Origin of the sequence: Leptobacterium flavescens (genome assembly GCF_010671605.1) — a bacterium.
GTDB classification, from domain to species: Bacteria; Bacteroidota; Bacteroidia; order Flavobacteriales; family Flavobacteriaceae; genus Leptobacterium; species Leptobacterium flavescens.
In genome coordinates, this window is the sequence record NZ_JAABOO010000002.1 from 584288 (window position 1) to 600143 (window position 15856).

The 15856-nt window shown below is 40.2% G+C and carries 14 protein-coding genes; 5 read left to right on the forward strand and 9 right to left on the reverse strand.

What is annotated here, in order from left to right; all coding sequences use genetic code 11:
* The first annotated feature begins 85 nt into the window (after positions 1 to 85).
* Positions 86 to 730: a peroxiredoxin-like family protein gene (locus GWK08_RS10270; protein ID WP_163607005.1), complete on the forward strand. Its 645-nt coding sequence runs from the start codon at positions 86 to 88 to the stop codon at positions 728 to 730.
* Between the two features lie 121 nt (positions 731 to 851).
* Complete coding sequence (locus GWK08_RS10275; RefSeq protein ID WP_163607006.1) at positions 852 to 1472, forward strand: hypothetical protein; 621 nt, start codon at positions 852 to 854, stop codon at positions 1470 to 1472.
* Positions 1473 to 1652: 180 nt separating this feature from the next.
* On the opposite strand, the gene GWK08_RS10280 is transcribed toward GWK08_RS10275, so the two are convergent.
* Positions 1653 to 2177 carry an ORF6N domain-containing protein gene (locus tag GWK08_RS10280; RefSeq protein ID WP_163607008.1) on the reverse strand — a complete coding sequence of 175 codons (525 nt, stop codon included), beginning with the start codon at positions 2175 to 2177 and terminating at the stop codon, positions 1653 to 1655.
* 633 nt (positions 2178 to 2810) lie between these two features.
* Here GWK08_RS10280 and GWK08_RS10285 point away from each other — a divergent pair.
* Entirely contained in the window at positions 2811 to 4112 is a 1302-nt protein-coding gene (locus tag GWK08_RS10285) for a hypothetical protein (RefSeq protein WP_204336041.1), read from the forward strand.
* Positions 4113 to 4172: 60 nt separating this feature from the next.
* Here the strand turns inward: GWK08_RS10285 and GWK08_RS10290 are convergent, their stop codons facing one another.
* From GWK08_RS10290 to GWK08_RS10305, 4 genes are read right to left on the reverse strand one after another with little or no spacing between them, the layout of a single operon-like run.
* The gene (locus GWK08_RS10290) at positions 4173 to 5630 is read right to left on the reverse strand and encodes an oligosaccharide flippase family protein (RefSeq protein ID WP_163607010.1); all 1458 of its coding nucleotides are present in this window, start codon (positions 5628 to 5630) and stop codon (positions 4173 to 4175) included.
* Positions 5631 to 6914: a glycosyltransferase family 4 protein gene (locus GWK08_RS10295; protein ID WP_163607012.1), complete on the reverse strand. Its 1284-nt coding sequence runs from the start codon at positions 6912 to 6914 to the stop codon at positions 5631 to 5633. It abuts the gene before it with no gap.
* A gap of 32 nt (positions 6915 to 6946) precedes the next feature.
* Positions 6947 to 9403: a YfhO family protein gene (locus GWK08_RS10300; RefSeq protein WP_163607014.1), complete on the reverse strand. Its 2457-nt coding sequence runs from the start codon at positions 9401 to 9403 to the stop codon at positions 6947 to 6949.
* Between the two features lie 15 nt (positions 9404 to 9418).
* Positions 9419 to 9679, reverse strand: coding sequence for a DUF4834 family protein (locus GWK08_RS10305; protein ID WP_163607015.1), 261 nt, complete (start codon positions 9677 to 9679; stop codon positions 9419 to 9421).
* Between the two features lie 110 nt (positions 9680 to 9789).
* Between GWK08_RS10305 and GWK08_RS10310 the strand changes: the two genes are divergently transcribed.
* Together GWK08_RS10310 and GWK08_RS10315 are read left to right on the forward strand one after the other, a co-directional pair.
* Entirely contained in the window at positions 9790 to 10773 is a 984-nt protein-coding gene (locus GWK08_RS10310; RefSeq protein ID WP_163607017.1) for a transporter, read from the forward strand.
* A 19-nt stretch (positions 10774 to 10792) separates the two neighbouring features.
* Positions 10793 to 11911: a GNAT family N-acetyltransferase gene (locus GWK08_RS10315; protein WP_163607019.1), complete on the forward strand. Its 1119-nt coding sequence runs from the start codon at positions 10793 to 10795 to the stop codon at positions 11909 to 11911.
* A 55-nt stretch (positions 11912 to 11966) separates the two neighbouring features.
* On the opposite strand, the gene GWK08_RS10320 is transcribed toward GWK08_RS10315, so the two are convergent.
* The 4 genes from GWK08_RS10320 to GWK08_RS10335 all read right to left on the reverse strand — a co-directional run bounded on the left by GWK08_RS10320 (position 11967) and on the right by GWK08_RS10335 (position 15793).
* Complete coding sequence (locus tag GWK08_RS10320; protein WP_163607021.1) at positions 11967 to 13226, reverse strand: aminotransferase class I/II-fold pyridoxal phosphate-dependent enzyme; 1260 nt, start codon at positions 13224 to 13226, stop codon at positions 11967 to 11969.
* Between the two features lie 119 nt (positions 13227 to 13345).
* Complete coding sequence (locus GWK08_RS10325; RefSeq protein WP_163607023.1) at positions 13346 to 14191, reverse strand: SDR family oxidoreductase; 846 nt, start codon at positions 14189 to 14191, stop codon at positions 13346 to 13348.
* The gene (locus tag GWK08_RS10330; protein WP_163607482.1) at positions 14184 to 14543 is read right to left on the reverse strand and encodes a cupin-like domain-containing protein; all 360 of its coding nucleotides are present in this window, start codon (positions 14541 to 14543) and stop codon (positions 14184 to 14186) included. Before GWK08_RS10330 ends, GWK08_RS10325 begins: the two co-directional genes overlap by 8 nt.
* A 209-nt stretch (positions 14544 to 14752) precedes the next feature.
* Positions 14753 to 15793 (reverse strand): PLP-dependent cysteine synthase family protein, encoded by a 1041-nt coding sequence (locus GWK08_RS10335; protein ID WP_163607024.1) that lies wholly within the window; start codon positions 15791 to 15793, stop codon positions 14753 to 14755.
* Positions 15794 to 15856: the final 63 nt, after the last annotated feature.

Consider the following 15856-nt stretch of genomic DNA (forward strand, 5'->3'; position numbering starts at 1 on the left):
ATAACAAAAATTTAATAGTAAAACTTGTAAAGCATTAAGACTGAGAACGCCTAATATTCTAATAAAACAAGTAAAAAATTATACTATGAGTTTAAAAGATCAGTTGGAAGCACGTCTTACCGCTTCCAAAAAAGCTATTCCGGCAGAAAAAAGGGTAATAATGGAAAATGCCACTAATGAACTTTTAGCCAAAGAAATATCCAGAAGCGCATTGGGTGAAGGAGATACAGCACCTGATTTCAGGCTGTCCAATGCCACCGGAAAGCAAGTGTCCCTATCGGAAGTATTAAAAGAAAAAATAGCCGTGGTTTCTTTCTATCGCGGTGGATGGTGTCCCTATTGTAATATAGAATTAAAAGCGCTTCAAAGTGTATTGCCACAGATCAAGAAAAACGGGGCACAGCTTATTGCCATTTCCCCGGAACAGCCGGATAAATCCCTGTCTACCCAGGAAAAAAACGAATTGAGTTTTGAAGTACTGAGTGATGTTAACAATAAGACCGCTAAAGATTTCGGTCTGGTATTCAGAATGCCTGATGAATTACAGAAACTCTATCACGAGTTCGGTCTTCATGTAGACGATTATAACGGGAATGACGATTACGAATTACCAATGCCTGCTACCTATGTAATTGATAAAGACAGGAAGATCATTTACAGTTTTACCCATGAAGATTACACGAAGAGAGCAGAGCCTTCAAAGATCATCGCCGTACTTGAATCATTGTAACAAACTGATATAAAATAAGTTAGATTCTTTTCATATTTTTTGGCACGCTGTTTGGTTTATGAGAGGTAAATAGCGTAAGCCGAAAAGCTAAAGAGTAGGCGTAACCCAAAATTTATGCACTATGAAAAGAGTTTTACTTTTAACAACAAGTTTACTATTAGTTAGTACAATTGCATTAGCAGGAGGAGTCGTTCCTGTAAAACACGGAAAAACTAAAGGGTTAACCAAACGCTATCGTTATACAAAGCCTATTAAGTTTGTGGAGCGTGGTGTTGAATTCTTTGTTTTCCCAAATGGTGAATTCGATTACAACACTTCAGGAGTAGCCTATTACAGAGGAAGAACTAATCTTAATGTAAGTATCGGTACTTCAGGAACAAGAGTTCATTACAGATCTCCCAAGAGAAGACACAGAGGTGTTCGTGTTGAGTACGATTATTACGGGAGAGTACACCGAATAGGTAATGTATTCATTAACTACGACAGACGAGGAAGGATTAAAAGAGCAGGTACCGTATATATCGGTTATAACCGAAGAGGTTTGGCTTCAAATATCGGTGGACTCTATATCCACTATGACAGATGGGGAAGAATTGTAGATACCAGCGGTTATGTAAGTGAGGAATGTGGTTATGAGTACTGGGATGATTACAGAGATGATTATTACTATAAAAAAGATCCTTATTACTATAAAAATAAGAAACGTAAAAGGTACAAAAAAGGACATCGTTACGATGATTAATTGACCTTATCTAAGGTTCATTTTAAATTTTTTAGTTGGTTAGTTTTACACCCCTGCTTTCGGCAGGGGTGTTTTTGTGTTATTATTTTAGAATTGGCTATTAGGTTTTAAGTATCATTTAGTTTACCATTGCTTTTTGAACCGGGAATATTCTTGTATAAACGCACTTATATCTATAAATTATCTTTTCCTATAGCCAATTTTAGGACGAGCCCTGGAGTTTTCCGTTTTAAGAATAAGTTTGTCAAGGCAATCAAAAATCAGCTCAATATTTTTGTTTTGTTTGGAGATTTTATTTTTTATACGTTCGATCTCCATTTTAAGGCTTTTGTTATCAACTAACATCTTACGCAACCTGACAAAAATTCTCATGATCTGTATATTAACTGCAATAGCCCGTTCGCTATTCAGTATACCGGATAACATTAATACCCCATGTTCGGTAAAAGCATAGGGTTCGCTTCTTCGCCCGCCCCAACTTGAAGTCGCGTATTGCGACTTCAAGCTTGTCCACTCTTCCTTGGTTAACCGGAACATGAAATCAGATGGAAAGCGATCTGCATTCCTTTTTACTTGTTCATTAAGTCTTTTGGTAGCTACCTGATAGAGTTCTGCCAGATCGCTATCCAACATTACTTTTTGATTTCTGACATGGTAAATCCTGCGAACTACCGTTTCCTCTGGAATAGTCAGTTTTTCAATCATATTAACACAAGATAATTTCCATATGAATAAAAAAGGCGGAATTCCAAATAAGATATGTTTTAGCTAATTCAACTTCGAGAACCAATATGCAGCAGATGTGGTATAACACGATCTTTACATATTTGTTTAGTGGATTTCGATGAGTCGGGATATCTTAGAAAGTTCCGCCTGATTATGATCACCAAACAACCTTAAATAATTCACAAATAAACATCTGCGCTAAAAGTGATCATATGTTAATTGAGGCATTAAATTAGAAATTAATAAGACTGTTTATTTCTTTTTTCACGCATCGATATTTTCTTTCATCAAAAGAAAAATAAGGTACTGTATATCAGCAGTTTAATTATTTCATGAAAAAATAATGTTTCATGTAATTTCAAAATTTTAACACCTAAAAATAAGTGTGAAGTCATTCAACTTTTCCTCCCCTCATCAAAATCGTAATCTTAGACTATTTTAATACATCGGCAATCTTCTCTTTTTAACATTTAATCATAATTAACTGATTATCAATTAAATAATAACAAAAATCATATAGATCAAAATCTCTCTTCCGGTTTTTGGCACGCTGTTTGATTCTTATAAAGCAGTTCCAACCAATAAAGTTTAATAAACATTAAAACCACAGTTATGAGAAAACTATTATTACTCTTCACAGCAGTCGTCTTTAGCAGTTACTCCCTGAGTGCTGCAGACGCAGACCGTTACCGCTACGACTATGGGGATTCTTTTATCTTCGTTGAAGGTGGAGTTACCTTCTCTGTCTTTCCGGACGGTCAATTTGATTTTTATGCTGACGGGGGACCTTTTATTGGTGCGAACGTAGATCTGGGAGCTGTAAACATCAGTTTTAACTCCGGATATAATTACGATGCCTTTGTGCAGTATGACGATTACGGAGCCGTGATCCAGATTGAGAATGTTCCTATCTTCTACGATTACTACGGAAGAGTTTCACGAATCGGATCTGTAAATATCTACTATAATGCCGGAAGATTGATCCGTGTGGGTGGGCTCTACGTTCACTATAACAGATACGGCGTATACAGTCACTATACAGGATATATAAACATCTATAACAGACGCTTTGTATACAGACCCTATTATAGATACTTCAGAAGACCTTACAGAGATTTTTGTATTATTGACTACCGTCCTTACAGAAGGTATTACGCTCCGGTACGATATACTTATTACAGACCTTACAGGTATAATAAGAGAGTGAGATATGTAAATGTTGGAAGAGAGTACAGATACAGAGATAATAACAGAAGAAGGTCTATCTATAGAAATGACAGACGTGTAACCCGAAAAGATTACGGTTATGTGAATTCCAGAAGAGGAAGTAGTAACAGGGACTATGCAGATAACCGCAGAGGTGTTAGAAGGAATGATGCCATTACCGGAAGGAACGGCAGAGTGGAGAGAAGAACTACCACGAGTAGAAGGAACACCGATAACGGAAATGTACAGCGCAGGACCACGACTACCAGAAGAAATAACAATAATGGGAATGTTCAGCGAAGAACAACCACTACAAGAAGAAATAATAACAACGGGAATGTTCAGCGAAGAACAACAACGACCAGAAGAAACCCTTCTAACGGAAATGTTCAGCGTAGAACCACTACCACAAGACGAAATGACAATGGTAATATTCAACGAAGAACGACAACGACTAGAAAAAATTCCGGCAATAATTCAGTTCAACGAAGAACAACAACGGCCAGAAGAAATTCAAATAGCACGAGAACGCAACAGAGAAGCGTAAGCAGAAAGTCGGAAGTAAAAAGAAACAGTAACAGCAGAAGCAGATCGCAGGTAAGAAAACCGTCTTCATCTAAAAGACAGGTAAGTTCTTCCAGAAGTCGTTCTACTAAAAAAAATAACTCCGGAAGCAGAAGATCATCAGATCGCAGAGGAAGAAATTAAGATTTTTGGTTGGTTAGTTTTAGAAAACCCGTTAGTCGAACTTTAGACTGCGGGTTTTTCCTATTTTATAAAGCGGGAGATCAGGGCCGAAATATCTCCCGATATCGCCAGTCGATGTACCGCCAATACATAGCTCCCTCCTATCAACAGCGATTTTAAACCTATATTGATAAGCGGGTGAAAAGGAAAGTTCCAGAAGTAAAAGATCCCGAAAACAAGTAATAACAGCCCCGCGGTCTTTAAACTTCCTCCGGAAAAAGGATGCATTCCGAATTTTTTATACACAAACCATATTTTCAGACTGTTATAGATCAGAAAAGCCATTAAACTCGCAAATGCAGCTCCTCTTATTCCCCAGATCGGAATATAGATCATATTCAGGATCACTGTTAATACAGCCAGTAATACTCCGAAAAGCAGCATCATACGGTAATAATCGGAATTAAAAATAATGGAATTATTATTCCCCAGCAGGGTATCCGACAGTTTTGCCAGACCCACCAGGAAAACCACCATTATCGCTTCTTTTCCTCCATATTCCGCAGGGACGATCTTATACAACTCTCCAATATTAAGAGCGATAAGAAGAAAAATAGCTCCTCCAATAATAAAAAGAGTAAGCGAACTCTTTTTATACAGTTCTCCCAGTTCCTTCATCTTCCGTTCATTCATCAGCTTGGCCGTGATCGGATAGGTGATCTGGTGCATGGAACGCGAAGGCACCGTAATAACCATCACTATAAAAATAGCCACCGAGTAAAAAGCTACATTCTCCAGGATCAGGTACTGTCCGATCATAAACTTATCAACCTCCAGCAAAACATTGGCAACAGAACCGGCCAGAATGATCAAAGCCGTATATTTCAGAATACTTTTCGAATTTGATGGTAATGCCCATTTAAAACGGGGCTTACTGGTTGAAAGGGTAACCAGAAACATAAGAACAGTTCTTATCGCATACATCACTACTGTAGCCAGGATAAACTGGTTGGCATCCATATATCCCAGATATACCAGAAATAAAAGGACCATGACTACCACCCGGTGAAAGACTTCTTTTAAAAAATTCCCGAAAACCGTTCTCATATGTACTTTAGACCAGGCAAAGAAGACTTCAAAATAGGCAATGGCCGCAGCTATGGCGTAGATGGTCCATACATAACCTTCAACCAGAGTATTCTCTTTAGACAGCCATTGTGTAATACCCGAATAGAACAGGATTCCTATCAATCCAACAGGAATAATAATAGCCAGCGGCAACAACAGCATAAAACTCACAAAGCCCTGTTGTTCCTTCCCTTCCTTATAGGTCGAAAAAAATTTGATAAAGCTGTTATGCACCCCAAAAGTGAGTAAAGGCATAACAATATTGGCTGCCGACAACAGATAGGTAACCAGGCCGTAATATTCTTCGGTTAGAAAATTTGTATAAAGGAAAAGGGCATTGATCGCGCCAAAAGCAAATCCGAGATAGGTAAAAAAAGTATTCTTTAACGACTGGTTTACAATGATTCCCATTTAAGATCCCTTATGAATTATAGACGCCAGCTTTTGTGTAAGCGACTTTCTGCTGTACTGCTGCAAGCCGATAGGGTGCGATTCCAGAGCTCCCCTTTTATAATCTTCGTAACAAGATACTATCTTTTCTTTTAATTCTGTTTTTTGCTCATAGGAAAAAGACACTCCCGTATTGGTGTCCTTCAATATATCCCGTACATCCCAATTCTCGGGGCCTATTGCAAGAATAGGCCTCCCGGCAACCATATATTCGAATAGTTTCCCGGGAATAATGCATTCGGTCTCTTTACTGTTTATCTCTATAAGTAACAGTAAACGGGCCGATCTTTGCATTTTCAGTGCATCTTCATGAGAGAGATATCCCGGCATATTAAGATAAGGCTTTAAGCCCTGTGCTTCTATGCTTTTTAAAATATCCTCGCTTACCACTCCTGCGAGCTTTAATTCCAGGTCCTTTTTAAAATCCTCCCGCTCCCTGGTTAATTCGGAGAGACTTTGCCAGAGGATCTCCGGATTTCTTCCCGACAGGAGAGAGCCGATATGAGATAAACTAAATAATTTATCAGGTTCTGTGGCACGACCTCCATGACGGTCATAACCGTTGGTGATCACTTCTATGGGTTGCTGAGTGATGGCTTCAAACTCCTTTTTAGTGGTTTTACTGGTTACCACGATCTGATCTGAGTTTCTAAGCACTTCTCTTTCCAACTGTTTATGCTTCCTTCTGGAAGATCCGGTGAGCTTAAGCCTTTTGTGATAGCCTATAGTGGTCCACGGATCCCTGAAATCACTGATCCATCGTACTCCGCATTTCTCTTTCAGTTGCATCCCTATCAGATGTACACTGTGAGGCGGCCCTGTGGTGATAATGGTATCTATATTGTTTTCTTTCAGATAGGTGCTTAAAAAGCGTACTGAGGGTTTAACCCAGAACTTCCTTGCATCCGGGATGAAGAAGTTTCCCCGTATCCATAATAAAAGCCGCTCGGTAAAGGATTGTTTTTTTTCGCTGATGATCCCCGAGCTCAGTTGCTGCGATTTCTTTTTAGAAAAGACCGATGCAAGTGCATAAGGTTCAAAGATCGGATGTCTTAATACTGTAATATCTTCAGGAACTTCCCCAAGGAAGCTTTCATCTTTAAAAGGATAATCCGGATTTTCAGGGATATAAACAACAGGATCTACCTCAAAATCTCTCAGGTATTTAACAAACTTCAACCATCGCTGTACTCCGGGCCCTCCGGCAGGTGGCCAATAATACGTTATGATCAACGTTTTTTTCACGAATTTGTTTTTTATTGGATCAAAGCCTCTGATTACTCATCGGCAGCAGGGAGTTTCCCTTTTTTCTTCCATTCAAGATACAGGCCTCCGGCCAGTAAGATCAGAAATACAAGTGAGCTTCCCAGGGTGATCAGACTTCCTTTTTTCACCACGGTAGGTTCGAACTTAAATTCGATCTCATGTTTTCCCGCCGGGATCTCCATCGCCCTGAGCACATAATCTACCCTGTAATGAGGAACCTTATTCCCGTCTATATAGGCATTCCATCCATGCGGGTAATGCATATCGGAGAATACGGCAAACTGATCTTTCTCTGAGGAAGATTCGTATTTCAGTTGATTCGGTTGATAGGAAGTCAGGTTGATGACCGCTGTAGAATCTTTCTCGAAACTCTTAGACCATACGGCCTCGGGTGCATCATTCCTGTTGATCACAGCCTTTGTTTTCCCATCCAGATCGGTCAGAGCCTTAATTTCTTCATCGGCCGAACTGACTACCTCAAGGCTATCGACAAACCAGGCATTACCATTGGCAAAGGGGTTTGTAGCAGGATAGGCCTGTCCCTGCTCATTTCGCTGGATAATGTATTTTACATTCAGCATATTAAGGACGCCTACATTGTTTTTAGCTATCTGATGGTAGAATAACTCTTCCATCCGCCTGGGTTTAGCCGCGTGGTAACCTCCGATAGATTTATGGAAATAGGAAGTTCTAGCACCATTCAGCCCAACTGCAGGGTCAAAAACCCTGTAATATCCTTTATTTTTGAGGATCTCGGTATCTATCGGACTTTGCTGAAAAGGTTTTTCCATTACCCTGGCCTGTACAAAATCTTCTTTATTTACATATCTCTTATCCACGCTGCCCAGATCGAAAACGATTAGGCCTGCAAAAACAGCTATTAAAAAGGTCTCTTTCAGCTTCCCTTTGAGGCTGAGCCAAAGAGCACCGATAGAAATAGCCACCAGCAGGAAGGATCTCAGCAGATCCTGATTATACATCGATTTCCTGTCTATCACGATAAAATCCATCAGTTCGGGAAGTCCGATCTGTCCGAATTGCTGGCGATAGGAAGCATCCCGTATTCCTTGAAAATCAAAGCTTCCCTTAAAGAGAAACAAAACAATTATGATCCCCAGCGTGGTAGCTGAGGCCAGTTTTAAAGCTTTTAATTTGTTTTCAGCACTTTCTTTTCCTTTTATGAGTTCGTATAATCCCAGAATAGCAAGGATAGGAATACAGAGTTCCAGAATCACCTGTATAGATGAAACCGCCCGGAACTTGCTGTAAAGAGGGAAATAATCGATCATAAAATCGGTTAGCGGCATAAAGTTCTTTCCCCAGGAAAGCAAAAGCGAGAGTACCACTCCCAGTGACAGCCACCATTTTAAAGGGCTTTTTATCAGGAAGAGTGCCAGAATAAAAAGGAAAATGACCACTGCGCCAACATAGGCGGGAGCTTCCACTCCGGGCTGATCTCCCCAATAAGTGGGGGCATCTGCAACAAACTCCTTAGCCTGTGCCCGCGGAACTCCCTGTTGTACCAGGTACTGATAGGTTTCGGAGCTTTCATCCAACCCTTCTAAGCTTCCACCTCCGAAAAGCCTGGATGCAAAAAGATTGAGTGACTCGCTAATTCCGTAACTGTAATGAGTTATATAATCTTTGGAAAGTCCGCTTGTAGCTTCCTTCGGGCTTCCGTCTTCATTGATCGTAAGTTCACTCTGTCCCCTGGTACTCCATTTTACATATTCCTGAGTAGCCAGGATGTTGGAAGCATTGGCGGCTATAGATAATACTACAGCTGCTGCCAGGATCCCAACCGATTTAAAAAAATGTGGTAATTCCTTTTTCTTATAAAAATCTACCAGGTATACGGCACCCATTACCAAAACAAGTAACATAAGGTAATAGGTCATCTGAAAGTGATTCGCCCCTATCTCCAATGCCATGGCAAAAGCCGTAAGCAGGAAACCATAGAGGTATTTCCTCTGAAAAGTAAGGAGGATCCCCGCCAAAACCAACGGAAAATAACCGATAGCATGCGCCTTGGCATTATGTCCTACTCCCAGAATAATGACCAGGTAGGTGGAAAGGCCAAAGGCCAGCGACCCAAGAATAGCATACTTATAATCTATTTTTAAAACAAGAAGCAGGGCATAGAACCCGATAAAATACAAAAAGAGGTAATCTGCAGGCCTGGGTAAAAACCGGATGAGCCTGTCTACTTTTTTTACGTAATTATGAGGGTAATTAGCCCCTAACTGATAGGTTGGCATGCCTCCAAACGCACTGTTTGTCCAGTAAGGTTCTTCTCCGGTGGCCTTGCGATAATCGTTCTGCTCTTTGGCCATACCGGTATACTGCGCAATATCACTCTGAAAGATCTTCTTTCCCTGTAAAACAGGAGAAAAGTAGATCAGGGAAGCAATTATAAATAAAAGAATGGCAATAGCATGCGGAAATAGCTTCTTGAAGTCTAGGTTCATTTAAGAAATATTTGGTTAGTCAATTTCCTCAAAATCAATATACTCTCCAACTTCCTTGCTTGATTTTGATCTTTTTTCAGGTTGTTTGTCTATGGTAACCTCCCCTTCACGGTTCGGTCCTGCTGAGTATTGTTGCTGCTGTCCAAATCTTTCATTAAAACGTTTTTCAGCTTTTCTTGTTGCATATCCAAAAAGTGCCGGGCCGAAAATTCTTCCGAGAATTTTCATCAGATAGTATACTAAAACAATAAAAAATAATGTTCTTAATAATCCCATGGATATCTAAATTTTAACAATATTCAAAAATACGACTCTAATATCTGAAAAAATAGCTTGTTCTCTTAAAAAAATAATAAATTCTCCTATATTTGACTAAAACCTATACAATGAAACACCTGCCAAATTTAATATGCATAGCGTTTTTTTTACTAAGCCCCTCTCTTTATGCTCAATACACAGAAGTTATCAATTCTAACCGCCCGGGAGTCTCTACGGGAGCCTATGCCGTAGGGAAAAATGTACTGCAAGGTGAGTTCGGGCTTGTTTACGAAAAAAGGGAACACGACGGTCTTCGAACAGAATCGAGGGATTTTGCTGTCGATTTTGCGATCCGCTACGGATTGCTTCTCGAAGAGCTTGAAGTAATATGGGAAGGGACCTATACTTTCCAGGAATTGACATTAAATGGTGTTAATCCTCCGGTAGTACTTAATAACAGTAACTTTCTGAGACATACCCTCGGTGTTAAATACCTGATATTCGATCCTTATAAAAATCCTGAAAATACCAAGCCTAATCTGTATAGCTGGAAGGCCAATAATTCTTTTAAATGGAAAGACCTTATTCCGGCCATTTCCCTATATGCAGGTGCCAATATTATTTTCTCCGGAAATCCGTTTTTACCGGAAGATCCTTCCATCAGCCCGAGAGTGGCCATCGCTACTCAAAGCCATATTGCCGGAAGATGGGTGGTTATAGGGAATATTATTTACGATAAATTCACTACAGACGATCCTATCCTGAGTTACGTTCTTAGTGTTACTCATAACCTCAGAAATCCAAAATGGTCTGTATTCCTGGAAAACCAGGGAATAAACAGTGATGCCTTTGCCGATATCTCTCTCAGAGGAGGAGCAGCCCGCCTGATCAATGAGAACTTTCAGGTAGATGCTTCCATTGGAACGAGCTTTAAAGACACGCCTTCTCGTTTATTCGGTACTATCGGGGTTTCCTATCGCCTGGATAACCACACTGATGAACCTAAGACCTTCGACAGCAGACCTCCTAAAAGAAGGAAGAAAAACAAGAGAAGCAGAAAAAAAGACAACGAAAAAAATAATTCAGACAACAACCCTTTTCAACAGCGGTAGAAATCATAATTAATAGTGTATGATCATTGTAAATGAAGTAACGAAGAAGAATGATTTAAAAACATTTGTAAAATTTCCATTTCAATTATATAAGAATTCCGAATACTGGGTACCTCCTATCATCAATGAAGAACTGGAGAGTATGGACAAGGACAAAAACCCGGTTTTCAAAAATGCGGAAGCCCGTTTCTTCCTGGCATATAAAGATAACAAGGTTGTTGGCAGGATAGCAGCCATTGTTAACTGGGTTGAAGTAAAGGAGCAGCAAAAAAAGAAGATCCGTTTTGGCTGGTTTGATACTGTAGACGATATAGAGGTCACCTCTGCCCTTCTTGAAAAAGTCTACGAAATAGGCAGGGAACAGCAATTGGAATATATTGAAGGCCCTGTAGGTTTTTCCAATATGGATAAAGCGGGAATGCTGACAGAAGGTTTTGAGGAATTGAATACCATGATCACCTGGTATAACTACCCTTATTACAAAGATCATTTTGAGCAACTGGGCTTTGAAAAAGCCGCCGAATGGGTGGAATACAGAATAGATATCCCTGACAGCGCGCCGGAAAAAGTGACAAAGTTTTCCAAAATGGTGATGGAGAGATATAAACTTAAGCTCCTGATTTTTAAATCTTCTAAAGAGATCATTCCTTATGTGGATGAAATGTTCGGCCTGCTTAACAAGACGTATAATTCCCTGCAGACCTTTGTTCCGATACAACAATACCAGATAGATCATTACAAAGAAAAATACATTCGCTATATACATCCGGAATTCATCAACTGTGTAACCGACGAAACAGGCAAACTTATTGCTTTCGCCATTACAATGCCCTCTTTTTCGAAGGCGCTTCAGAAGGTAAACGGCAAGCTCTTCCCTTTCGGTTTTATTCATATCCTCAGAGCGCAGAAAAAAAATGATACAGCTTCCTTTTATCTTATCGGTATTGATCCCGAATATCAGAACAAAGGAGTTACAGCTATTATTTTTAAGGAAATGCTGAAAGTATTCCACCGCCGGGGAATCACCAGGGTTGAAACCAATCCGGAATTGGAAGAGAATAAAGCTATCCAGGCCTTGTGGAACAGTTATGATCACCGATTGCACAAGCGAAGGAGAACCTACAGAAAGACACTGTAAACAAAAAACCCCTGACAATGAATATCAGGGGTTTTGTTTTTTATGCGGATGGAGATTATTCTCCCATAGCAGCAGCTACAGCAGCCGATAATCTCTTATAGGTACCATTTACAAGGCGATCCCTGATAGCAGAGAAAGCATCCAGTGTATCCTTAACATCCTCCAGCGTATGTGTAGCCGTCGGGATCATCCTCAGAAGGATAAGCCCTTTTGGAATTACAGGATATACTACAATAGAACAGAAGATCCCGTAATTTTCTCTCAGATCCTTAACCAGGGCCATTGCTTCCGGAATACTTCCTTTAAGGTATACAGGAGTAACACAACTCTGGGTTGTTCCTATATCGAAACCTCTTTCTTTTAATCCGTTCTGCAATGCATTTACATTCTCCCATAGTTTTTCTCTAAGTTCAGGCATAGTGCGAAGCATATCAAGACGCTTTAAAGCACCTACCACTAACTGCATCTGAAGGGATTTTGCGAACATCTGAGAACGCAGGTTGTATTTTAAGTAATCTATGACTTCCTTATCTCCGGCAATAAAAGCACCGGTACTGGCCATAGATTTAGCAAAAGTTGCAAAATAAACGTCTATATCGTCCTGAACTCCCTGTTCTTCTCCTGCTCCTGCTCCGGTTTTTCCAAGAGTTCCAAAACCATGAGCATCATCTACCAGCAGACGGAAGTTATATTTCTTTTTAAGCGCTACGATATCTTTCAGGATCCCCTGCTCTCCACGCATTCCGAATACACCTTCGGAAATAACCAGGATCCCTCCTCCTGTTTGTTCGGCCATGTTCTTGGCACGCTCCAGGTTCTTTTCTATACTCTCAATATCATTGTGCTTATAGGTAAAACGTTTTCCCATATGCAGACGTACCCCATCTATGATACAGGCATGGGAATCTACGTCGTAAACAATAATATCGTCTTTGGTTACCAGGGCATCTATAGTTGATACCATTCCCTGATACCCGAAATTTAAAAGATAAGCTGCTTCCTTGTTAACAAATGCTGCCAGTTCATCCTGCAGTTGCTCGTGAAGATCGGTATGCCCGGACATCATCCTGGCCCCCATCGGGTAAGCCGAACCGTAGTTTGCAGCTGCTTCCGCATCTACTTTTCTTATTTCCGGATGATTGGCTAAACCTAAATAATCATTGATACTCCATGTAATCACATCCTTTCCCTGGAACTTCATTCTATTCGAAATCTCCCCCTCAATCTTCGGAAATACGAAATAACCTTCGGCTTGAGATGCCCATTTTCCAAGAGGTCCTTTATTCTTTATAATCCTATCAAATAAATCTTTCATTTAGGTCTGAGGTGTTTATTAAATAAATGTTAATTTTTTCCAAGAGGCAAAAATAATTATTTTTCATCGGGTTTCATAATTATTGGTTTGAATATTACGACTGTCAGAAATATCCATTATTATTCGCCCCTGAGTTTTTTGAGTTGTTTAAAGAACATTTTGTCCAACATGCGATCCGGGAATACATGAATTGCCAGCCAAACCATCCATTTCTTTGGGGCTATCAGGTATCTGGCCCTGTTCTTTTTGCGATATGCAATGGTATAAAGAAGATTGGCCAGTTGTTCTGTCGGGATTGCATTGTCTTCTATCTGATCTATAGCAGCGCTCAGATTTGAGTACTGAGCTGCGTAAGGTGTATCGGCATAACTGTTGTCGTATTGTTTTGCCTTGGACCATATTTTGGATTTAATAGGCCCGGGTTCTACCAGCACAAGGTCTATCCCAAAAGCCATTAATTCGCGGCGCCAGGCATCCGAAATGGCTTCTACGGCGTGCTTGGAAGCAGCATACGGCCCCATAAACGGCCTGGTAACCCTTCCTGCGGCAGATCCTATATTGATGATCTTTCCCTTCTTTCTTTCATTGTTAAAACCAAGTAGAGGAAGAAATATCTGCGTAACACGTATAAGTCCGTAAATGTTTATATCGAACTGTTTTTTGAACTCTTCTATGCTTACATAGGCCATAGGCCCGTTTACAGACATTCCTGCATTATTGATCAGGCAATGAAGGTGGGCATCTCCTATAATTCCGGCTACTTTTTCCCTGGCTTCCCCTATAGCTTTTTCATCGGTTATATCGAATAACAGGGGAACAAACATTTCTCCGAATTCTGCAGATAATGACCGGGCATCTTCTTCTTTTCTCACACTCCCAAATACCCTGTCTCCGCTACGCAAAAACTTTAAAGCGGTTTCATGTCCTATTCCACTTGAAACCCCCGTAATCAGAATATTATTCATTAATTATTTTTTTTAAGGCATTATCGGCCTTTTTCCGGGCCTTTTTATACTTCCATTTCTTCCATCTTTCCCTTAAGAGAAAGTTCATACTATTATCTATAGTAAATAAACGGATAATATTATACATTCCCTTTAATTTTGTCGAAAATTTATTATTTACCCTGAGTGCAAGAGAATACCCTACCCTGGAGTAATAAACATAATGCCACCACAACTGAGGGATAAACAGCGTTTCTCCGTGATTGATCACCGCTTCATATCCCTTTGTATATTTAAAAGCAGGGACTGGTTGTTGGTTGTTGGTTGATGGTTGGTGGTTGGTGGTTGGTGGTTGGTGGTTGATAATTGGAATTTGGAATTTGGGTGTTGGTTGATAGCATTAGCCAGAGATATATTTCAGCATTTAACACTCAACATTCATCATTTCCCAACCGTACTTCTCGACTGCGCTCGAAGTGACATTCTTCTCACTACTTAATACTCTGTACTCAATACTAATAGCCAAAAAAACCGCCCGAAATATTATTCCGGACGGTCCTTATTTAAATTTGTTTGGTCTCTTTATTTTATATATTCGATTTTCTGAGCTGCCTCACTGTGCTTGCTGTCATAGAATCCCTGTTCGTTCATCCAGTGATCACAATAGATCTTACTCATATACCTGGATCCGTGATCCGGGAATATAACCACTACTTTGCTGTTCTCATCAAACTCCCCTTCTGCTGCAAGTTGTTTTACCGCCTGCATGGCTGCTCCGGAGGTATATCCGACAAATATCCCTTCTGTTTTGGAAATTTCTCTTGCCGTATGGGCGCTTTCCTCATCGGATACCTTGGTAAACTTATCGATCATATCAAAATCCGTAGCTGTCGGGATCAGGTTTTTCCCAAGACCTTCAATTCTGTACGGATAGATCTCGTTTGAATCGAATTCTCTGGTTTCGTGATATTTTTTAAGTACGGAACCAAAAGCATCTACTCCCAGGATCCTGATGTTCGGATTCTGCTCCTTTAGGAACTTTGCAGTTCCGGAAATAGTTCCTCCCGTACCGCTACATGCTACCAAGTGGGTGATCTGCCCTTTGGTTTGCTCCCAGATTTCAGGTCCGGTGGTAACAAAATGAGCGTTTATATTAAGTTCGTTAAAATACTGGTTGATATATACAGACCCTTTTATCTCCTCGTGCATTCTTTTGGCTACCTGGTAGTACGATCTAGGATCATCTGCACTTACGTGCGCAGGACAAACAAATACTTTTGCTCCCATAGAACGCAGCATATCTATTTTGTCCTTAGACGATTTAGAACTCACCGCCAGAACGCACTCGTATCCTTTAATGATACTTACCATGGCAATACTAAAACCGGTATTCCCGGAAGTAGTCTCTATAATCGTATCTCCGGGCTTTAATATCCCTGCGCGCTCCGCCTCCTCCAGAATATGCAAAGCTATCCTGTCTTTGGTAGAGTGCCCTGGGTTAAAAGCTTCTACTTTCGCGTAAAAATCGCCGGGGATCTCCTTGGTAATAGTATTTAACTTTATGAGTGGAGTATTGCCTATAAGTTCGAGGATATTATTATAAGCGTCTATCTTTTTTTCCATATAAGTCGATTAGGTATAGGATGTGTTTTGAAATATAACAAAACAGTGCAAATTTAGTTATTT